This window comes from Cohnella mopanensis (assembly GCF_022352055.1).
Classification (GTDB): Bacteria; Bacillota; Bacilli; order Paenibacillales; family Paenibacillaceae; genus Cohnella; species Cohnella mopanensis.
This window is the reverse complement of sequence record NZ_JAKRWM010000002.1, coordinates 61062-83578: the sequence shown is the minus strand read 5'-3', so window position 1 is coordinate 83578 and position 22517 is coordinate 61062. Positions and strand designations below refer to the sequence as shown.

Here is a 22517-nt window from a genome sequence, read left to right as displayed (position 1 = left end):
AGCGCCTAATTCCATTTTGTCGGATAATCAACGTTAATGAATATTTTGTTGTCTTAGGAGGGAATTCCAATGCCAGAGCATTCATCCAAAGCCCTATTGGACCGTCGCATTCTCCGCACCCAGCAACTTATTATCGATGCATTTCTCTCTCTTTGCTTAGAGAAGGAATATGGGGATATCATCATCAAGGACATCACGGAGCGGGCCAATGTTAATCGTTCCACCTTCTATGCGCATTATAACGACAAAGAAAGCTTGTTGAGAAAAATTACGGGAGACAAACTGGAGGAATTGATCAGCTTGTCTAGCGATATCTCCCCCTCCGATTATTCGCCTCATTTCGATGTGCCTGATCCTTATTTCGTCGATCTGTTCGAGCATCTAGCCGCTCACAAAATGTTCTATAGCGTTATGTTAGGCAAAGTAGACGCCGCCCTCTTCTCGGACAAAATGCTCGCAGTCATCCGTGAAAGCTTCTATCAGCGCATAGCGAGAATTAGCAAGGATCAGAAGCTGCTTATTCCCATGGATGTTTTATTGGATTACATAAGCTACTCTATACACGGTATAATTACGAAGTGGCTCACCCATCAGATGATCTATTCCCCTGAACATATGTCTCTACAGCTTACTCGCTTATCATTGCTAGGTATCTATAACGCGATGGGAGTCACGCAAACCAATTAAGCTTATACGGCTAAAAAGGAGTACTCCAAACTCATGACAACTTCTACCGAGCAGCATCGGCGGGAAGCGCCCAAAAGCGTTGCCTGCGCGATTATAACCGTGTCCGATACCCGCACGCCGGAGACGGACAGCAGCGGACAACTCATTCGCCAACTGTTAGAGGAACATGGCTATACGGTTGCGGAGTATGCCATCGTGAAGGATGAGTACGACGGGATCTCCCAGCTACTGCGCGAGGCTGCCGATAATCCCCACGTTGAAGCCGTGTTGCTGAACGGTGGGACGGGCATTGCGGGCAGGGATACGACGTACGAGGCGGTACGCGATCAACTGGTCAAGGAGATGCCCGGTTTCGGCGAAATTTTCCGCTTCTTGAGCTTCACCGAAGATATCGGCTCGGCCGCAATCCTGTCCCGCGCGATCGCGGGAACGATCGGTAAGACCGCTGTCTTCTCGATGCCCGGTTCGACCGCCGCGGTACGGCTCGCGATGACTCGCTTGATCGTGCCCGAGCTGGGCCATGTGATGCGGGAATTGTATAAAGATAAGTGAGCTGTTCAAGCTGCGTCGCATGGAAAAAAAAGCGGCAGAGCCGCTTTTTTTTCTGATCCCGCGTTAGCAAACGACAGGATATCCAATCCAACCGCAGACCACTCGCGGATAACCGCTACTTCAGTAATTTCTCGGCAATGAATTGAAGAGCTTGACGGTTCTGGTCACCCGTTACCGCATGTCCCGTGAAAGGGTAAGGGACGATCTTCTTCTCCGACTGAACCCGATTATAAGCGGCATAGATCGTCTCCGGCATCGTCACCGGATCCTTCAGTCCAACGGTTACGAAGAGGGGAATGCGAATACGATGAGCTAGGTTCATCAAGTCATAGTAACTGAGAGTCGTAAGCACCGCATCCAAATGATGAGGAAATCGTTCGACGAAGGAAGCCGCTTCCGATAACGAGCTGCTAGAATTCAATATTCCGAAATCCATATAACACATGTTAGGAATGTGCGGAACCGCTATCGCAGGCTTGTCCGAAAGCGCCGCGGCGATCATCGCCAGCCCTCCGCCTTGACTGCCCCCCATAGCGCATATCCGGGCGGCGTCCACCTCCGGCTGCTCGCTGGCCCAGTCCAATGCTTTAAGGGCGTCTATCGTAATCGCTTTGTAGTAACACGTATCCCGATCCAGAATGCCCTGCGTGATCCAGCCCTTCGTCATTCCGAAATCCTGAGCGAGTAAATTTCCCGTATCTCCCGCTTGGCCCCTCACGTCAATCGCGAACACGGCGATTCCCATTAATAGATAAGATGCGTAATCCTCCGGGTAACCTTTGCTCCCCGTATATCCGTGATAGAGCACGACGCATGGAAGCTTCTCTTCACGGTTATGAAAACGAGGAAGCAAATACCAGCCATGAATCGGCGTAGTATCAAACCCTTCATACTCTACCTTATAGGCTTCCATGTATGGAAACGGCGTCTCTATTAGCGTTCTCTTCGCATTCAAGGGCTTACCGGCAAATTGCCGGAGCGTCTCATCCCAGTATTCGTCCAAATCAGGTTGCGCCGTCAATGGCGGGCTCAGTTTTTCAAGTTCTTCGATTCTTCTTGAAATCGCGTTACTCATAGATTCGTTAGCTCCCGTATTAGAGATATATAGTGCAAAAACCCGCCAACGATCGGCGGGCTCATCCTGATATTTTATTTTAATATTTCTTCAATGCGCGCAAGTTCGGCCGCAGAGAAATCCAACCGGCTCAGCATCGCAACGTTATCGTCCAATTGGCTAACTTTGCTTGCGCCGACCAGAACGCTCGTCACGCGTTCGCCGCGAAGCACCCATGCTAACGCCATCTGGGCAAGGGACTGACCGCGTTCCAACGCGATTTCGTTCAAGCGGCGAACCTTGTCCAACTTCTCGGCTGTCAGGTTGTTCTCGTTCAAGAACACGGAAGCGCCCGCCGCGCGGGAATCTTTCGGAATGCCGCCCAAGTACTTATTCGTCAATAAGCCCTGCTCTAGAGGCGAGAACACGATGGAGCCGACTCCGCCCTCTTCCAACACGTCCTGCAAGCCGTCTTCGATCCAGCGATCAAACATGCTATAGCGTGGTTGATGAATCAGCAGAGGCGTTCCCAGCTCTTTCAGAATACGAATCGCTTCTTTCGCTTCGGGAGCACGGTAGTTGGATACTCCGACATACAGCGCTTTGCCCGAACGGACGATTTGATCCAAAGCCATCATCGTTTCTTCGAGAGGAGTGTCAGGGTCTGGACGATGGTGATAGAAAATATCGACGTAATCCAAGCCCATGCGCTTGAGGCTTTGATCTAGGCTGGAGATCAAATATTTGCGCGAGCCGAAATCCCCGTAAGGCCCATCCCACATGCCGTATCCGGCTTTCGTCGAGATGACCATCTCGTCGCGATATGGCTTCATGTCGGTCGCCAACAACCGGCCGAACATTTCTTCCGCGGAACCCGGAGGCGGACCGTAGTTGTTCGCCAAGTCGAAATGAGTAATCCCAAGATCGAACGCATGGCGTACGAGCGCCCGTCCGTTCTCGAATGTGTCGATTCCGCCGAAATTATGCCATAGTCCGAGCGATACCGCCGGAATTTTGAGGCCTGAACGTCCTACTCGATTGTATTTCATCGTTGCGTAACGATCGGAGCTAGCTTGATAGACCATGTTCCGTCACCTCATAAGTTAGGATTGTAATGTTGCCGTTACACCTTGCTGCGGCAGTGCCACCAACTGCGGTCCAGCCTCTTCTCCCGAGTATAGGAACACGAGGACGGAAGGATTGGATAGATCCACTCGCCCTTCCTCTACCCATACGCCGTAATCGAACGGAAGACGGTCCAGCGTTCCCTTTTTCTGCAATTCGCGGTCATCCATGCCAAGCTTCTCCGCCGCGTACTTCAAGCCGGCTGTCCATTCTTTCTTCTCTAGCCGGTCTTCCCACCAGAGCTTGCGCGGCTTGTATTTGTGCTGCAAGTAGTAGTCAATTTTCAGTAAACCGAACGCAACGTCGCGATCCAGCTCCTGCCTTGCGTCATGCTCCAAGAATGCCCATAATCGGGAAAACAGATCTTCCAATTGATGCCCGATCCGGCTCCAGCCTTTCGCTTCCCAGAAGTCTCCGAACGCTTGGAAAAAGTCGAACGGAGAAGGATACGCCTTCTCGATCAAATATTCCATCGTCCGATCCATCCGGTGGGCATTCCAGAATTTCTCCAACACGTCCTCGACCCGCTTAATCCGCACAATATCGGCGAATGGCATCAGATCGTTGCCTAGCATCTCATAAGGCGCGCGCTCCGAGTACACATACCCGAACTTGGCGGCATCGATTCTCAGTCCCGTGCCCCGCAGCATTTTCAAGAAACCGAGCTGCAGCTCTTCCGGCCTTAAGGCGAACACGTCGTTAAACGTCTTGCGGAACGTATCGTAATCCTCATGCGGCAGTCCGGCGATTAAGTCCAGATGCTGATCGATTTTGCCGCTTTCCTTTACCTTGACGACTGTACGGGTCAGCTTCGCGAAATTCTGGCGGCGTTGAACGGCGAGATTCGTCGGATCGTTCGTCGATTGGACTCCGATCTCGAAGCGGAATACCCCGGGAGGCGCATTGTCAGCAAGGAAGTCGAGTACCTCAGGCCTCATGATGTCGGCTGTAATCTCGAATTGGAACACGCAACCTCTATGGTTGTCGATCAAGAATTGAAAAATTTCCATCGCGTACTCGCGCTTGATGTTAAACGTCCGATCCACGAATTTGATAAGCTTGGCTCCATTATCGATCAAATACGTAAGCTCCGCTTTAACCCGCTCCATATCGAAATAACGGACACCCACCTCAATGCTGGACAGGCAAAACTGGCAGCTAAACGGACATCCTCTGCTCGTCTCGAAATAAACGACGCGGTTCCGCATCGACGGAATATCCATATCGAAGCGGTGCGGCGAAGGAATGACGTTCAAATCCAGCTTCGGACGCGGAGGAGTGATGACCACTTGCCCCTCCTTGCGGTAGGCCATTCCGAACACGAAATGATATTTCCGTTCCCCGGAAATCTGCCGAAGCAAGTCGCGGAAAGTTTCTTCCCCTTCGCCCATGACGATAAAATCGACGGAAGACAAGCGATTCATCCAATATTCCGTATCGTAGGATACTTCCGGGCCGCCCAGCATAATTTTTACGTCTGGCAGCACTTTGCGCAGCATATCGACGACGACGATCGTTTCTTCGATGTTCCAAATATAGCAGGAGAAGCCGATCACGTCCGGTTTCTTGGAGAACAGATCGGCCGCGATTCCCATTGCGGGATCTTTAATCGTATATTCGGCAATGTCCACCTCGAATTCGTCCTGAGCGAAAGACTTTAAGTATCTCAAGGCGAGCGAGGTGTGAATGTATTTGGCGTTCAGCGTCGCTAAGACGACGTTCATGGTGTATTCCTCTTTCCTAGAAAGGCATGTTCTTTTATTGTAACGGAAAACGCCCTAGGAATAAACCTCTTGTGAACGCGCGTTTATCATCGTGTCGGAAAAACCGGAATGCTTGCGCACCCCGGCCCATGATTACATTTATACTTCAAAGCCGTCGTTCTTAATGACATCCTGGATGAAATAGTAGCTGTCTTTCGGATGGCGTTCGAGCGTTTGGTAGTTCGTATAGACAATTCCGAAACGCTTGCGATACCCTTCAGCCCATTCGAAATTATCGAGCAACGACCAAGCGAAGTAGCCTTTAAGCGGCACGCCGGACTCGATCAGGCGGTGGCATTGGATGAAATGCTTGCGGAAATATTCCGTGCGCAGAACGTCGTGAACCCGGTTTTCCTCGGTCAGAGCGTCCTCGTAACAAGCACCGTTCTCCGTAATATAGATCGGCGTGTCTCCGTATTCTTCATGCGCCCAAGAGAGAACTTTATACAATCCGTCCGCGTAGACGTTCCAATCCATATACGTTTTGTCGAAGCCGATTTGAACTTCTTCGCAATCGAACAAACCTTCATCCTTCTTGTAACGGCCGAATCCGCCGCTGTAGAAGTTCACGCCGATGAAGTCGATTTTCTGCGAGATCGTCTCCATATCCCCAGGCAGAATAGGAACTGAAGCTCCTTTGGCTTTGAACCAATCCACCATGAATTGCGGGTAGGTTCCTTTGAAGGTCGGCTCCATAAACCATTCATTGTTGTAAGCGCGATTGCGATGAGCAGCCGCAACATCCTCTGGAGAAGTAGAATACGGCTCGAACCAATACAGGTTGTGCGTCGTTCCGATTTCCCCTTGAATGCCGAGCTCGCGGAATTTCTTAACCGCTTCCCCATGGGCAACCATGCAGTGGTGAGCTACGTTAATCGCTAATTGAAGATCCGTATTCCCCGGGGCATGAGCGCCGATGTAGTTGGATAGGAACGAAACGCACCAAGTTTCGTTGAACGTGATCCATTGTTTGATTTTACCGTTGAAAGCTTTGAAGATGACTTCGGAATATTTCACGAAAGCATCGATCGTGTCGCGATTGTCCCAACCGCCCTTATCTTGCAGTGCTTGCGGTAAATCCCAGTGATATAGCGTTACGCAAGGCTCGATGCCCGCCGCGATTAACGCATCCACTACCTTATGGTAATACTCCAACCCTTTGGCATTGACTTCACCCGTGCCTTGCGGAAAAATGCGTGGCCAAGCGATCGAGAATCGGTATGCCTTCACGCCCAACTTCTTCAGTAGGGCAACGTCTTCTTCGTAACGGTGGTAGCTATCGCATGCGACATCTCCGTTATCGTTATTGAACACTTTACCGGGAGTCTTAGAGAATGTATCCCAGATCGATGGACCGCGTCCATCCTCTTGCCAAGCGCCTTCAATCTGGTACGAAGCCGTTGCCGTGCCCCACACGAAATCCTTCGGAAATTCAATTCTAGCCAACGTAATCCCTCCACGAATAAATTACAGAAAACGATTTCTATAATTATTAATTTCGCTAGAGAGCTCTTAAATCCTGCTTTTCGAATTATGCGATTTTGGCGTGTCTTTATTTAATTTTTACCTGCGGGAAGTTTGGATCGTGCCGAAGACTGTATTTTATCGCGGAATTGCTTCATTTCCGGAATATCTACTTGTTCCCCATTTTTGTCTTTGGTGAATACCGCACCCTTAGACTCGTTAAGGATGGCAAGCATTCCCTTAGCCATTTGCCCCGTAATCGTTCCAGCATGCGAGGCCGCCATTTGCTCGTATTGTTTTTTCACCTCAGGCAAAATAATAAAGGTATCGTAATCGAATATCGGCGTATTATCCAAACCGATCAAGTATAAGGTGAGGTAGTTCAAATATCGTTGCTCGATAGCAGCCCTTTCCGGCGTATCCGGGAACGTCACAACATAACTTTCCGCCGCCAGCGTCCGTGAAGCCAACTCGTCCCAACTAATGATCAATCCTCCATCGCTAGCCGTTGCTGAATCGGACTCCGTCGCCATGACATCCAAGTAGGCCTTCATCGAAATCGACAGCTTATCCGCGTAAGTAAGCAACTGTCCATAATCAACAACCGGGAAAACAAACCCTTCCGCAGTTTCCAGCTTGTATCCGCCCGCAACAGTCTGCTGAACAAGCTCCCGCGTCGAATCGTCCTTAATTTCTTGAATTTGTTGGTCGGTAATTGGCCATTTCATTTGCATAAGCTTTTGTTGAACTTGATCGGCTTCGAATTTCTGCTCCGCTTCGGGCAGGTTTTTCTTATAGTACGCTTCAAGCGCGCGAATGAAATCATCCGCCTGCGCAGGCTGTACGTCTACGATGGATTGTTTGAACGAAGCGAACAATTGATCGGCCGTCGGGTTTGCCATCGCCAAATCTCGGAACTGCTTCAGAATGAGCTCGTCATTCTGTTCGTCTGGCGTAGACGATGCTGTTTCCGTCGGGGCGGGGGTCGAGGAGGAAGTAGGTGTTGGAGATGGGCTATCCGACCCCGTGCTTTTATCACTGCATGCGGCAAGCGCTAAACTTAATACGAGTACCGTGATTCCTATTTTGATACGATCTTGTGATCTCTTCATGATGAGGCCTCCTGTTGACTTTATTTTCTATACGTTAAAACGAAATGGAAGCAGATGATGTTGCAAGACTTAGGTGATCCGGATCGATTCATACGGTGAACCTCGGTAGGTAGATAGCATCGATGCTGGGTGCACATTGTAAAAACCGCCGCAAATCGCGACATCCTTTCAGATGAGGTGTATTAAAGTTTAGGGAGAGTCCGCTTCTCAACAAACTGCCTCGGCGAGCAGCCGAAATGCCTTTTGAATAATTGATAAAACTGGGCTGGACTGGTAAACCCTACTTTGCCACTAATTTCAGTTACAGACCACGCCTCTGTTAGCAAGAGCTGCTCTGCTCGTTTCATTCGGCGCATCTGGACATAGGACGTAAACGTCATACCCATTCCTTTTTTGAACAGCTTGGCAAAATAGCTGCTATTATAGTTCAGCTTGTTGCTTATATCCGCAATTTGGAAAGAAGTTTCCAACTGCTGTTCGATATAGACAAGTGCAGGACGCAGTTTCTCCGCTAGTTGTGGATCCATCGGTTTTATGATGTGGGCATCATCAATCTGAATTAACGTGTACATGAGCTTTTTCAAGCTAGCATTTATAGAGAGCTCGTAGCCCCGCTGTTGTATCGTCATATCGAGCAGCATCTGATGGATTAATTGATGAATGACCTGTATGCTTGCCGGATATTTGCGCAGCATTTCATTGAACTGTGTTAAATTGGCCGAGCGGCCTGTAAATGCGGTGAGATACGGAAGCAAGGATGGATCCATAAAAGCTGCCATATCTACATGGCAGACGATATACAGCAGATCGTCATGTCCATGTTTATGGGATCTGTGCAGTTCATTGGAGCCCAACATTACCACATTATCAGCTTGCAGATTATAGCTGAGATGTGATGTTTCCATCGTCAGGGTACCTTGCAGCACAGCGATCAACTCCACCTCTTCATGATAGTGCCAGGGCCCATATTGATCGGATGGTTGGATAGGATGATGTATGGTCCATATTTTAATCCGGAAATTTGGATCTTCATAATCCACATGTTCTTTATCATAAGCTGTCAGACTCACTGGCACGGGGATCCTCCTGCACTTAATTGTTATTCCCATCATATCACAAATGTCCGTTTTCAAGATAATTATTGCTTATATCAAGAGGCATTTTGGCATGTACTCTTTTAAAATAAAGAGAAGAGTCTACATTTCGAAGGAGCGATAGACAATGCATGAGATCGAGATACTCCCCGATGACCATGATCTTAGACTGCCTACTTGGGGACCTTTTACCAAACAATACATGGGTATCTCCCATATCAGCGATCAAGCGCGAGGTTTGCGTTTTGATCTTAGTTTAATGCCTGGCTTCTACAGGAGAAAAATGGATATTCCCAGCGTACTGTGGGAATCTGGCTATCATCCATGGGAGGCAACGGCGGATTACAGCTTCTTCTCCCACCGCCATGAGCTTGAATGGAAAGATCGAGTCTATACCGACATTTCCTTCAGCCGTATCGCCGATCAGTGCCGTCTGATTCGAGTATCCTTCGTGAACCAATCCGAGCATCCGCAAAACTTGATACTGCACTGGATGGCTTCGCTACAGCCGCCTCGCCTTCTAGGGCACGGTGACGTACAGGTATGTGCAGATGCGCAGCTGCCCGAGGGTGCTGTGTGGATTGATGCGCTAGATTATAGCGAATTGAATTTCGCACGTCCACGACCGTCGGACGGCTTGGTCTATGACGGTTTTCTTAGGGGTGAAGTTCGAGGCCAGCATTTTACGGGGGGGTCCGCAATAGGATGCAACTTCGGTGCCGACCAAGGAGACTTGCTGCGTTATGAGATAAACCTCGCAGAGCCATTAAAAAACGGCGTGTTTTTGCTGCGCTACCAAACGGAGAAAAGCGGGAAGCTTGAGCTTCAAATTGGATATCAGACATACCGATTCGATGTAGAGACTTCCAACTCCCTCAGGGTTGCCCGTCTACCGATCGGGACGCTTGCAGCAGGAGCCTTCACGCTCTCCTTATATGCTTGCGACTCTGGCCCCTTGGTGCTGGACGGCTTTACCCTGCTAGAGCACAACGCTATCGAGGAGGTTGTCTTTGTCGACCGGCCCTGGCACATCGAGCCTGAATTACTGGAAGGGCCTGTTACTGGTAGCCTGATCCTCCGATATAAAGATTGCCCGTATCATTACGGCCTTTTATGGAACTACCCCAATGTAGAGATACGACAATACAAAAACGACGAACTGGATCGGTATGCCCGTCATACGGTGCATAATCACGTTGATGCCGTCTTGCAAGGTAATGGGAAGGGTCACTTTACTAATGTGTTCATGCGTCCCATTCATGTCTTACCAGCTTCATCGAAGATCCTTCATGGCATGGTCTGCTCTGGGACGTACGAAGAAGTGCTTGCCTCCCTAACTGCGGTTTCGCTAGACTACGACAAATGCGAAGCAATTTATAAAGCTGAACGTGCGAAGTTAATTCCGCCTCCCTCCTATGCTACCGGTGGCACCTACGCGTTTAGCCAGCAGCTTATGCGAGCTACGCTGCTAACCAATACAGTCTTCCCTGTCTACACCAAACGCAGGTATATTCGCCACAATACGCCAGGGCGCTGGTGGGATTCCCTATATACATGGGATTCAGGTTTTATCGCACTCGGGTTCTCCGATTTGGATACAGGGCGCTCAATTGATTGCTTGAACGCGTATATGACAGAACCTGGTGACCGCCAGGCTGCCTTCATTCATCATGGCAGCCCGGTGCCCGTGCAGCATTATGTGTTTCTTGAACTGTGGAACCAAAGGCAGTCTTTCGCCTTCTTGAATCATTTTTATCCGCGATTACGTCAATATTACTTGTTCCTAGCCGGGAAAATTAGCGGGTCTACTACTGGCCTACTGCGCTCCGGACTACTTAAGACATGGGATTACTTCTATAATTCCGGGGGATGGGACGACTATCCGCCGCAACAATATGTGCATGCGCAAACGCTGGAAGCAACAGTTGCCCCTATTGTGACAACGAGCCAGGCCATTCGTATTGCTAAAATCCTGAAAATGGCCGCCGCAATGTCGGAGAATTGGCAGGAAGACATAAGGGAATACGAGCAGGATATAAAACGATGGAGTTATGCTTTGGAGAAGCATGCGTGGGATGAAGAAGCCGGTTATTACGGCTATGTAGTGCATAGCGAGCAGGGTGAGCCAGAAGGCCTTCTACGGCACAACTCCGGGGCCAATTACAACATGGGGATGGATGGGCTTTACCCGCTAGTAGCCGGCATCTGTACCAAATCGCGTGCGGATCGCCTAGTTGCCGCTCTGTTCGATGAAAAACATCTATGGACGCCGATCGGCCTGTCCACCGTTGACCAAAGTGCGCCTTATTATCGGGCGGATGGCTACTGGAACGGTGCGGTTTGGATGCCGCATCAATGGTTTTTCTGGAAAACCATGCTCGATTTGGGTTACTCCGATCTTGCTTTCCGCATCGCGGATACCGCTTTAGACTTATGGAAGCGTGAGACCGAGGCCACCTACAACTGTTATGAGCACTTTATCGCGCAAACAGGTCGAGGCGCAGGATGGCATCATTTCGGCGGTTTGTCGGCTCCGGTCATCAATTGGTTTGCTGCTTATTACCAACTTGGCAAAGTATCCACTGGTTTTAATGTATGGATGCTACAGCAGTCCTTTAACGAAAGCTATACGGTGTATCAGGCGGAATTTCGCTATGCCAGTGAAGCTGAACAAGCTTTCAGCATCGTGGTCAACATGGCAGAAGGCGTGCATTATGAAGTTGAGGGAACAGGGTGTACCGTACACTGGACGATTAACAACTGTGGTGGTGTAGAAATGTGCATTACCGATTGCATGCCACAGGCCGCTGTGCGGATCCGAGCGTGTTAAATGATTTTTACCCAACAGAACCAGCCTATCTTTGGCGGGTTCTGTTTGTGTTCTCCATATATTAAATGCAGTCCCCGTTTGAAAGATTAAACCAATGATAAACTCGTACAAATATCCGCAGATGTTCGCCGACAAGTCCTTAAAAGCGGCCAATTTTGCGCTTTTGGACATGGCGTTGTATCGGGCCAACGGTCAAGGTGAATAAGCGATGAAAGTTTGACCCGTACGTTATGCGAGGATGATCCTGCATATGTGATCATGCACAACCTACACCTGATGGGAACTGATAGAAAAATCTGCAAGGGACGCGGGAACTATATAACCTGACAGACGTGGAAGAAAAAATGCTAGCCAGTAAAAGCGCGAACATGCAGTACTCATGATCGGTTCAAACCGAACGCATGTCCACTCTGAATTTCCCGAGTACAAGTTCGTCTATATGGGAACGGCGGGAGGAATATAATATAATTTATAATCCGCACCGCAGACAAAACCGTGACTTTCAGAAGGGGGTGCCGGTTCCGTTAGGCCTTGCCGTGTAGAATAATGCTTTGGTGCAAGCGGCTTCGAGGCCACTGACTTCAACACGTTTCGGGTCATTCATAAATCTACCCGGTGCTTGATATATTCGTATGGGACGGAGTAGTGCATTTTCTCGACGCTAAGATTCGGAGCCCTTTTTATATTTTCAAGGAGCCATACTTTCGATATACAGGTTTAGTGTTAAAGAGAGGGAATCTTGACGAATACTGTCGTTCCTTGACCTATCCGACTTTCTATCTCCACCCCATAATCTTCTCCAAACAACAGCTTTATTCTGTTGTTAATATTGGAAAGACCGATACTTTTCCCTGCAACGCTGTTTTCCGCTCTCTCCGAATCTTCCCTATTCAGTTTCGCTTTTATGGTCTCAAGTAGCTCCTCGCATATCCCTCTACCGGAATCTGACACCCGAAAACATATATCTCCATTTGCATCTATACTCCCGTTCACGCTAAGATGCCCTCCTGCATCCATACTTTCGAGTCCATGGTACACAGAATTTTCAACAATGGGCTGCAAGATCATTTTAGGCGTTTTCATTTCCAATAGCGTTTCATCCACATTTACTTCCATAGAAAACTTGTCTTCGTATCGAATAGAGATAATATTCATATAGGCCTTAATACTTTCAATTTCTTCACTTATCAAAACCAGATCGTCGTTTTTAATACTGTATCGAAATATCTTAGACATACATGAAGTGATCTGAGCGATTTCCTTGCTTCCGTATTCAAGTCCGATACTGCTAATGCAATTTAATGTATTATAAAGGAAATGCGGATTGATTTGATTCTGCAAGGCGGAAAATTCAGCCTGCTTTTTACTCAGTTCGGACTCATATAATCTCGCCTGCGTGTTGAACATATTTCGTGTCATTTCTTCCATCTTGTCGATCATGCTGTTTATCGCATAGGCCAAAACGCCAACCTCGTTTGTCGAGCGCACCTTTACTCTAAAGCCCATGTCTCTTTCGCCGATTTTTCTCATATCCGCCACAAGCCCCATGACAGGTCGTGTCAGATTATTCAACAATAAATACCCCAAAATAATCATACTTAGAATGATGCCGATTCCAGCTACAATACTTATTCTTTTTATATCATTCATATCCGTCGTCAATTCATGCACCGGTATTATACTTACAATGCTCCACCCTTCCGCCTGTTCCAGCCCTTTTTTCTGAACGATTACGTCATTCCCGTTTATATTTGTTTTCAGCCCATTGGTTAAACTAATTTTATCTACAGAAAGGATATCCTCGAATAAAATACTGCGGAAATGTTCATTATTTGATGCAACAACCTCATTTTCGCTGTTTAGAATATATAAAGTAGAATGAGGCGTCAATTCCGTATTCTCGACAAGTTCTTGCATCTTTTCCATATTGACCATAACCGAAATATAGCCTGTTTTTTGAGAAAAATGGACCCCGCCAATCGATTCGATAATGGGAGCTATATAAAAGAAATTTTCTCTTCCTGTTTTTTCCTCTTTTAGAATTTGTGTAAACGTTCCTTTATTAATAGGTTCGCTTTCATTTTTATATGTATTGATAAATTCATCGTATTGTTTTAAAAAAAAACATCACCATTTACGTAAGCTAAACTGCTAACTCGTCTTTCCTGTTTATCATTAATAACAATTCCGTTCACATAGGAATTAAAGAACCTCATATATTCCATTAGATCAATGACATATGGGCCTGATTCAAAATCCCTCTTAAAATTATCATCTTCAATGGTAAATTCCTGTATCTTTTTATTATTGGCAGCTATATTTGTACTGACTTTAATATCATTAAAAACGGAATCTATTTTTTGGCGCGTTTGTTCAATGATCGTATTTCCGTAATTGGCGGCTCTTTTCTGAGTCAGATTATAAAAACTGTAATAAAAGAAAAATTCCATTACCGTAAATAAAATAATCGCAAACAAAAAGATCAGTAAGATCTGATGTTTAAGTTTCACTCTGCTAATTTGCACATGCCTCACTCCGATCAACTTTTCTGAATCTCGTAGGCGTTATCCCGCATTGTTTCTTGAATACTTTATTGAAATAATAGTAATCCATAAATCCAACTTTTATCGCGACTTCTTCAATGGACAACGTCGTGTTTTTCAAAAGCTCGCCAGCTTTTTTTATCCTCAAATCGGTGATATATTCCGAATAGGTTTTGCCCAAATTTTTTTTGAATAATTGGCAGCAGTACACTTGGTTAATAAAAAATTTTGAGGATAAATCTTTAAGATAGAGCTTGTTTTGAAAATGATTGTCTATATATTTTACCATCTGGATAAAGTAAGAGTTAATATTCCCTTCATGAATATGCTGATTATTCAGCTCCTTGATATAGATAAAAACATCATGTAAAAAACCGCATAATGAATCAAAGTTTTCAAAACGCTCCTTCAGCTCGGAGTAATTCAGGAAATCAAGTTCCATGTCCTTCAGTTCTTCGTAAAATGTGCCAAGCAGTATGCTGACCACTTGATTCCATAAATAAACCACCTCGCCCATGCCCAGATCATGATGCTTGATAAAATAGACGAATCCATTTATAACTTCATCCATTTCCTCAAACTTCTTCTCTTGAATAATCGAAGAGATCTCATCAATTAACGGCTTGATGCTGCTTAGCTTTTGCTCATACCTAAATATACCTTTTTCTTCATAGAGGAATACTTTTGACGCTGCGAGATCGGCTTCCTTGATCAGCTTCGAAATATGGTCGCTATTATTAGAAATACTGCTGACTCCTACCGCTTTTATATCCAGGCTCGCGAAAGCCGCACCATCAATCCGATCAATCCCATCCGTTTCTTTTTCGCTTCTGAGAATATACAGTTTCTTTCTTGATCCTAATTCAACTTCCAATATATTTTCCATATCCAATAATTTTGTTTCGCTACAATTCTTTTTCTCACTGTTCGAATAAATAATAAGCACGCGAAAGTAATCGTTAGATGAACGATCGAAAAGTGGAGTTATTCTCTTCAATTCATTTTTATCCGTTGAGGTTAACGCCTCTAAGATTACGTTATTTCTCATACTTCTCTTTTGTGAAAAATGCAATGCCAGCTTTTCGATTAATGGATCTGCCATTTCAATATCTATAGGTTTTAGGAAATAATCCAGAGCTCCATATCTTAAGGCATCCTGTGCATAAGCAAATTCCGAGAAACCGCTTACAATTACAAACTCAACATCCAATCCCTTTTTTTTAGTCATCCCGATCAGGTCGAGGCCGGAAATTTCAGGCATTCTGATATCCGTAAAAACCAGGTCCGGACTCTCCTCGCATATAAAATCAAATGCCTTATGGGCGCTTGTAAATTGACCCGTTATTTCGAACCCGTATTTATTCCAGTCAAATGCATTCCGTATTCCTTTTATTGCCCAGGGTTCATCATCTACAATAATAACACGATACATAAGTACCCCCCTTGAAACTCGTAAATTCATATAAGCCGCTGATCCGTCAACGGCCTATATGAATTTATCATTTTTTATTATTTATTCGCTTGCATGGCTTCGTAAATCTTCACATTTTCATCCATAACGGCCTTCCCGCCTGCTGCCATAAACTCTGTAACCATCTTATCATACAAATTGTCGAATTCAGAAGGCTTGCAGGAAATGAGCTTATCCGTCATTTGCTTGTTCATATCCTCAAGTGTTTTGCCAAACTTAATTTTGGACTCATTTGGCGTATCAAAGTAGTAGAGTGTGTAAGTGTCCGTAGTATTGATTTTGTACGATTGTTCTGCAACCTCTTCCAATCCCGGAGCCGATGCAGCTAAAGCTTTAATATTCTTCTCAGGGTCGCCAAGCTCCACACCATTTACAACCAAGGTATAATCCAGATTCATATAGCTAGTTTGCATATTGTCCCCTGTTTGGTTGATCACCTGAGGAATGCCATTAACTATGTTGTGATTAACCCCTTCTTCCCCGTATTGCAGGAAGGATAATACTTCAGGGCTGGACATCCAGTCTAGATATTTAATGGCCAATTCCGCATTTTTACTGCTTTTAGGGATGATGACATTTATTCCGTTTTCGTTGTACGCGATTTTCTTGTGCTTACCCTCGTAATTCGTAAAGGTGTCAATCGGAATATAGTTTGCTTCGGGCACATTCGCTTTTAAGGGCTCGCTGATTTTTTGCCTTAACGGATAGTCCCAGTTGGCACTGAAGAATCCGACTTTACCGTTTGTAACGTCGGCATCCACTTGCTGTGCTGTTTTATCCAGAGCAAAATCGGGGCTGATTAATTTTTCATTATAGAGCTTGTTGAGAAACTTAAGCGCTTCCTTGTTTCCAGGTCTTAGCCAACCCCAACTCTCAGCTGTTACGAATTCTTTCTCCGGTTGCTCCTCCCAGAATGACTCGGGTAAATTTCCGGTGTTGTAGTTCATACCGGTTGTTGCCAATCCCCAAGGGATAACCCCATCGACGCCTCCGGGATTTTTATCTCTGAATGCAACTAAAGTATTATATAATTCATCCCGGGTAGTCGGGAGCGGCAACCCCAATTTATCGAGCCAATCCTTTCTGATAAACGTGCCACTCCAAGCCAGTGAAGTTCTCTTCGCGGGTATGGCCACCTGACTCCCGTTATACTTGCCATACGAAAGAACTTTCTCCCCTAGATAATTCTTTAAGTCCTTACCATGCTCCGCCAACAAATCATCCAATTGCATAATACCGTTCATTTTAGCGTATCTGTGTACGGTGTTGACGTCATAGGTAAATGAGATATCCGGCGCCTCGCCTGCCGCCATCAATACATTAAGCTTATCCACTTCCTGAGATCTGGGGACCGGAACAAATTTCACAATCGCATTGTTCTGCTTTCCGAAATTGTCATTGATATATCTTGTCCATGTATTGTTGTTCATGTCCGGCTGCCCCTGTATGCCTCTGTCGAATATTTCAACTGTTAGCGTAACCAGCGGACCTGAAGGCTTCTCCTCTTTGGCTGGCGTAGACGTTGAGGTTGAGGTTGGAGATGACGTGGGCTGGCTTTCTTTCGCATTATTGCTTCCGCATGCTGCCAATGAACTTGTTAGTAACGTAATAGCTGACAATACAACCAACATTTTTTTAATTTTCATATTAACCCTTCCTTCATCGATTAGTCACTTTGAAACCCCACTGCAATTCGCGTTAGCCTCTCCGGAGTCGAGGCGCTTCTTTCCCTACCGCTGCCCGATTTACAGAATATCAACCCCCTTCAAGCCAGTAAGTGATCACCCTTTAATTGCCCCCGTCATGACACCATCAACAAAATATTTTTGAAGTTTAGGGTAAATAAGCAATATAGGAATTGTTGCAAACATTACGCTTGCAGCCTTCAATGACTCAGGAACAATATAAGCCCCCATACTGCCTTCGCCTTGCTGGGAATCTAACTGCTGATTTGCCGTTATGATTTGGTACAGTTTTAATTGCATTGGATACAAGTTCTTATCGGTGATATAAAAAAGCGCATCCTGGAAACCATTCCATCTATCAACCGCGTAAAAGAGGCTTAAAGTTGCTATGGCAGGCAAAGATAACGGAAGAACAATGCGAAAAAGTATCCCCAGATCATTGCAACCATCTATAGCTGCCGACTCTTCCAAGCTTTCTGGAAGCGCTGTAAAAAAGGTTTTCAGGATAATCATATTGAAAACGCTCATAGCACCGGGCAAAATTAAGCCCATCATGGTATTTGTCAATGCCAGTTCCTTTACCAGAATGTAGCTCGGTATTAATCCTCCGCTAAAATACATGGTAAACACCATAATGGATAAGATCGTGTTTCTTCCTTTTAATTTTTTCTTTGTAAGCGGATATGCCGCACATATCGTTAAAAACATACAAGCGAATGTATATAGAATGGTAAGCACAATCGTGTAGCCAAGTGTATAAATCATCTCCATATCGTTTAAGATCGTTTTGTAGGTTTCAATTGTGAATTCGACCGGCCAAAGTGTAACTTTCTGAGAGATAATCGCATTATTCGAACTTAAAGAAAGCGCAATCATATATAAGAATGGAACCAGACAAGTAATCGCTACGCCAGTAAGAAATAGGATAATCACGATATCAGCAACATTCGTTTTTCTTTTTCGTATCAACAGTCTCGCCCCCCTTACCAAATTCCTTGCTCACCAATTTTTTTGGCAATATAATTTGCCGTTACCAAAAATACTAATCCTACGACAGACTGAAAAAGTCCAACTGCTGTTGCCTGAGAAAAATCGCCAGAGCCGATCCCTACCCGGTATACGAATGTACTAATTACATCGGAGTTTTCGATTACGAGTGAATTTCCCATAACGTATGGTCGATCAAACCCGATCGAGAGCATCCTTCCTACTTGTAAGATAAGCAAAATAATAATTGTAGGCTTAATTCCAGGCAAAGTAATATGCCATATTTTACGAAGTCTGCTGCTCCCATCAATGTCCGCTGCCTCGTAAAGCTCCCTATTGATTCCAGTTATCGCCGCTAAATATAGGATGGTACCCCATCCTGCATTTTGCCATATCCCAACAAAGACATACATGATCAGCCAGTTCGTTTTATCAGAGAGAAACTCAATTCTGCCCAAACCAAGTTCGTTTAGAACGGTATTCGCCATGCCATTCGAAGAAAATAGCAGATATACTATCCCTCCGATAATGATCCAGGACAAAAAGTGCGGCAAGTACAGAACAGTTTGGGTTATTTTTTTAAATCTCTTAAATTGGATTTCATATAGCAAAATGGCCAGTATGATGGGTGCCGGGAAACCCGCTATTAAATCCAGAAAGTTCAAAACAAGTGTATTAGTCAGAGCGCGGTAAAAACTATTTTGTTCAAAAATGAATTTGAAGACATCAAGCCCGACCCATTCGCTCCCGCTGATTCCTTGAAAGATGTTGTAATCTTGAAACGCCATTAAAATTCCGTAGATTGGGGCATATTTAAATATGATCATATACGCCATTGGCAAGAGTAAGAGCAAATACAGCAGATAATCTCTCTTTATGGCTTGTATGAAATTGTTCTTTCGGGTTTTTCTGTTGATTGTGGCATTTGCTTCGATGTCTAAAACCGCTTTCATTTTTATCATCCCTCTTTACGTAAGTTCTAACTCAACACCCGTCTGTAGAAAAGTTGGCGCTGCAGCTCTGAGCGGCGATGTCATGTCATTAATGATACTCCCTACCGAAATTAATAAAATGGAATTAATTAAATGAATTTTGTACTATTTTTAATTCTGCATTCCAGGACGAATTCCACGGCTACACATCTTGTACATTTAACATAGGTTTGATTCAGTTTTTTTTGTTTTTCCGATATTGGGACGGAGGAATGCCGACAATGTCGCTAAAAGTCGAAGAAAAATAATGCTGATCTGCAAAGTTCAGCTTGACGGAGATTTCGTTGACCGTGAGATGGGTATTCAGCAAGTAATGCTTGGCAAGTTCGATTTTGTGTTTGCGAAAATAAGCATAGGGGGTAATCCCGTACGTTTCCCGAAACAGCTTGATCATATGATTTTTCGAATATCCAAGCTGCATGCAAACATCGTTCATATCCAGCTTGTTTTCAATGTTCACGTCCAGGCATAATTTGATCCGCTCCGCGGCGGAAAGCACTTTATGCTCCAAATGGTTTTTTAAATGCAAAACGATCTTGAGCAGCATGACCGAGACTTCATCGATCAAATCGGAATAGCTCTTATTGCTGGCGGACGAGATGTTGATTATTTCATTCATATAAGAAAGAATGCTGCAGTCCTTTACGATATACGTATCTGCTGGCAAATACCGCTGAAACAAAAACTCGGCGAATTCCCCGTAAAACACAATCCAAATTTTAGTCCACGGATGATCTTCGCTGGAATAATAGACGTGGTCACTGTCGCGGGTCAAAATATAGACGTCATTTTTTTGAGGGTACACGGTTTGGGAGTTAATCTCCAGAACGCCGCTGCCATCGATAATGTATTCGAACGAAAACAGGTTCTGTCCATGCCGCTCGATCCTGTAATTTTTGTCGCAATAAGAGATTCCCGACATGGCGACATTCAGTGGAAACTTGGAATCGCACATATGCCAGAAATTATAGACTTCTTCACGCATGATGATAATCCTCACATTTTCGTTTATTTTTTCACTTATTATAACCATATTAAAATGATAAATTAAACCACAGATAGTATATTTGTTTTTTGCATCATACTTTATCCAGAGCGAAAACAGGAGGAATGAAAATGAATTTGCGGGCTCCGGCTGTTCCACTAATTACCGTAGATCCTTATTTTTCAGTTTGGTCGATGGCAGATCGTTTGAATGATTCGGACACCAAGCATTGGACGGGTCAACCTCACCGGATGACCGGCACTGCTTCGGTAGATGGCAAAGAGTATCTATTTATGGGCGATACGCCAAACAGCTTGAAAATGGAACAAACCAGTCTGGACATCACTGCACTCTCAACCGCCTACCGTTTCGTATGTGACGAGATTCAATTAGAAGTGACATTCACGACTCCCCTACTGATGGATGATTTGAAACTGTTGTCGAGACCCGTATCTTATATTCATTCGAAAGTCCGGTCCAATGACGAGAAAAACCATAGGGTGACGATTACCATAACGGTGGATGACGAGTTATGCCAAAATTTGAAATACGAGTTTCCGACCGAATATGCCGATCTTAGCCAACCGGGTTTTACCTGCGGCAGGGTAGGCAGTAGAATCCAGAACGTATTATCCGCAGCCGGTGATGATATAAGAATTAATTGGGGATACCTATATCTCGCTTCTAATCATAATCAGGCCGTTGTTTCATCCTCAGCTGGCGTGAATAATTATGGCACCCTAAACCATACGGTGTCGCTGTCGATCACATTGGATACGGAACAAAATGCAGACGGACTGTTTGCCGTCGCTTATGACGATATCAAGGCGATAGAATATTTTCACGAGCCGCTGAATGCTTATTGGAAAAAAGACGGCCAAACCATCGAGGAAGCGATCCAGCAAGCACTGAGCGAATATGATCGTCTTTCTAAGAAATGCGAACTCTTTTCGTCCAAGCTATATCAGGATGCCAAGGAATCGGGCAATGACAAATATGCGGAACTGTTATCCCTTGCCTATCGCCAGGCTATTGCTGCGCACAAAGTTTGCGTGGATGCCAACGGGGACGTATTGTTTATCTCCAAGGAGAATTTCAGCAACGGTTGCGCCGCAACTGTCGACGTAACCTACCCTTCCATCCCTCAATTTTTGATTTATAACCCGGAGCTTGTAAAAGGGATGCTACGACCGATTTTCAAATATGCCTCCATGGATGTTTGGCATTTCGATTTTGCTCCGCACGATGTCGGGACCTATCCGCTCCTTAACGGACAGGTTTATAGCAAAGGGACATGCCCTGATTGGCAGATGCCAGTAGAAGAATGCGGGAATATGCTGATCTGTTGTGCGGCAGTTGCGCTTGCGGAAAATGACGTCTCGTTCGCCCAGGAGAATTGGAGCCATCTCGAAAAATGGTGCAATTACCTCATCGATAACGGCGTAGATCCGGATAACCAGTTATGTACGGACGATTTCGCGGGGCATCTGGCCCATAACTGCAATTTGTCGATTAAAGCCATCATGGGAATCGCCAGTTTCTCCCTTCTGAACCGCTTAGCCGGAAATGAGGACAAAGCAGAGGAACTGATGCAAATTGCCGGTTCCATGATCGAGAAATGGCTGGTTATGGCCGCAAATGAAGACGGAACTTTCCGTCTGGCATTTGATCGTCCCGGTTCCTTTAGCATGAAATACAATGCAGTATGGGATCAAATTTTCGGTCTGAATTTATTCCCTAAAGATACTTTCAAGGCGGAGACGAAAGCTTATATCGAGAAGCATTCCGGCCCTTACGGCCTCATGCTGGATAATCGCAACACCTATACCAAGTCGGACTGGCTGGTGTGGAGCGCAACGCTCTGTGAAAACAAGGAAGATTTCACGACCATCGCAGATCGCCTATGGATTGCGTATAACGAGTCGGAAAGCCGTGTTCCGATGACGGATTTCTATTCAACGACCACTGCAAAAATACAAGAATTCCAAAACAGATCCGTTCAGGGCGGGCTATTCATTAAACTGCTTATGGACAAGGGAATTGATTGCTTTCAAAAGTGAATAGCGTGAATGGTTGACAAAAAAGCACGCCTCCCGACGGATTTCCGCAATCCATTGGGGGGCGTGCTTTGCGCGTATCTATTTATTTTCATTTACATCCGCTCGAACTCTAT

At 45.5% G+C, this 22517-nt stretch carries 17 protein-coding genes; 4 read left to right on the top strand and 13 right to left on the bottom strand.

Annotated elements, in window-relative coordinates; all coding sequences use genetic code 11:
- Positions 1-69: 69 nt before the first annotated feature.
- Together L3D05_RS04520 and L3D05_RS04515 are read left to right on the top strand one after the other, a co-directional pair.
- Positions 70-687, top strand: coding sequence for a TetR/AcrR family transcriptional regulator (locus L3D05_RS04520; protein ID WP_239614822.1), 618 nt, complete (start codon positions 70-72; stop codon positions 685-687).
- A gap of 33 nt (positions 688-720) precedes the next feature.
- The gene (locus L3D05_RS04515) at positions 721-1239 is read left to right on the top strand and encodes a MogA/MoaB family molybdenum cofactor biosynthesis protein (protein ID WP_239614821.1); all 519 of its coding nucleotides are present in this window, start codon (positions 721-723) and stop codon (positions 1237-1239) included.
- Between the two features lie 115 nt (positions 1240-1354).
- On the opposite strand, the gene L3D05_RS04510 is transcribed toward L3D05_RS04515, so the two are convergent.
- The 6 genes from L3D05_RS04510 to L3D05_RS04485 form a co-directional block, all read right to left on the bottom strand.
- Positions 1355-2314 carry an acetylxylan esterase gene (locus tag L3D05_RS04510; RefSeq protein ID WP_239614820.1) on the bottom strand — a complete coding sequence of 320 codons (960 nt, stop codon included), beginning with the start codon at positions 2312-2314 and terminating at the stop codon, positions 1355-1357.
- A gap of 74 nt (positions 2315-2388) precedes the next feature.
- Positions 2389-3378 (bottom strand): L-glyceraldehyde 3-phosphate reductase, encoded by a 990-nt coding sequence (mgrA, locus tag L3D05_RS04505; protein WP_239614819.1) that lies wholly within the window; start codon positions 3376-3378, stop codon positions 2389-2391.
- Positions 3379-3396: 18 nt separating this feature from the next.
- On the bottom strand, positions 3397-5142 hold the full coding sequence (locus tag L3D05_RS04500) for a B12-binding domain-containing radical SAM protein (RefSeq protein ID WP_239614818.1): 1746 nt from the start codon (positions 5140-5142) through the stop codon (positions 3397-3399).
- Positions 5143-5280: 138 nt separating this feature from the next.
- Positions 5281-6627 (bottom strand): GH1 family beta-glucosidase, encoded by a 1347-nt coding sequence (locus L3D05_RS04495; RefSeq protein ID WP_239614817.1) that lies wholly within the window; start codon positions 6625-6627, stop codon positions 5281-5283.
- Positions 6628-6737: 110 nt separating this feature from the next.
- Positions 6738-7757: a hypothetical protein gene (locus L3D05_RS04490; RefSeq protein WP_239614816.1), complete on the bottom strand. Its 1020-nt coding sequence runs from the start codon at positions 7755-7757 to the stop codon at positions 6738-6740.
- Between the two features lie 182 nt (positions 7758-7939).
- The gene (locus L3D05_RS04485; protein ID WP_239614815.1) at positions 7940-8827 is read right to left on the bottom strand and encodes a helix-turn-helix transcriptional regulator; all 888 of its coding nucleotides are present in this window, start codon (positions 8825-8827) and stop codon (positions 7940-7942) included.
- 151 nt (positions 8828-8978) lie between these two features.
- Here L3D05_RS04485 and L3D05_RS04480 point away from each other — a divergent pair, with 151 nt between their 5' ends.
- Positions 8979-11681, top strand: a complete 2703-nt coding sequence (locus L3D05_RS04480) for an MGH1-like glycoside hydrolase domain-containing protein (protein WP_239614814.1) — start codon at positions 8979-8981, stop codon at positions 11679-11681.
- Positions 11682-12404: 723 nt separating this feature from the next.
- On the opposite strand, the gene L3D05_RS04475 is transcribed toward L3D05_RS04480, so the two are convergent.
- From L3D05_RS04475 to L3D05_RS04445, 7 genes are all read right to left on the bottom strand, one after another.
- Entirely contained in the window at positions 12405-13607 is a 1203-nt protein-coding gene (locus L3D05_RS04475; RefSeq protein WP_239614813.1) for a sensor histidine kinase, read from the bottom strand.
- A 188-nt stretch (positions 13608-13795) separates the two neighbouring features.
- The gene (locus tag L3D05_RS04470) at positions 13796-14206 is read right to left on the bottom strand and encodes a hypothetical protein (RefSeq protein ID WP_239614812.1); all 411 of its coding nucleotides are present in this window, start codon (positions 14204-14206) and stop codon (positions 13796-13798) included.
- Positions 14196-15656 (bottom strand): response regulator transcription factor, encoded by a 1461-nt coding sequence (locus tag L3D05_RS04465; protein WP_239614811.1) that lies wholly within the window; start codon positions 15654-15656, stop codon positions 14196-14198. Before L3D05_RS04465 ends, L3D05_RS04470 begins: the two co-directional genes overlap by 11 nt.
- A gap of 77 nt (positions 15657-15733) precedes the next feature.
- Positions 15734-17341, bottom strand: coding sequence for an extracellular solute-binding protein (locus tag L3D05_RS04460; protein ID WP_239614810.1), 1608 nt, complete (start codon positions 17339-17341; stop codon positions 15734-15736).
- A gap of 135 nt (positions 17342-17476) precedes the next feature.
- Positions 17477-18346, bottom strand: coding sequence for a carbohydrate ABC transporter permease (locus tag L3D05_RS04455; RefSeq protein WP_239615338.1), 870 nt, complete (start codon positions 18344-18346; stop codon positions 17477-17479).
- A 17-nt stretch (positions 18347-18363) separates the two neighbouring features.
- A complete protein-coding gene (locus L3D05_RS04450) occupies positions 18364-19320 on the bottom strand; it encodes an ABC transporter permease (RefSeq protein WP_239614809.1) in 957 nt (318 codons plus the stop codon).
- 214 nt (positions 19321-19534) lie between these two features.
- Positions 19535-20344 (bottom strand): AraC family transcriptional regulator, encoded by an 810-nt coding sequence (locus L3D05_RS04445; protein WP_239614808.1) that lies wholly within the window; start codon positions 20342-20344, stop codon positions 19535-19537.
- 125 nt (positions 20345-20469) lie between these two features.
- Between L3D05_RS04445 and L3D05_RS04440 the strand changes: the two genes are divergently transcribed.
- Complete coding sequence (locus L3D05_RS04440; RefSeq protein ID WP_500786037.1) at positions 20470-22404, top strand: glutaminase domain-containing protein; 1935 nt, start codon at positions 20470-20472, stop codon at positions 22402-22404.
- Positions 22405-22517: the final 113 nt, after the last annotated feature.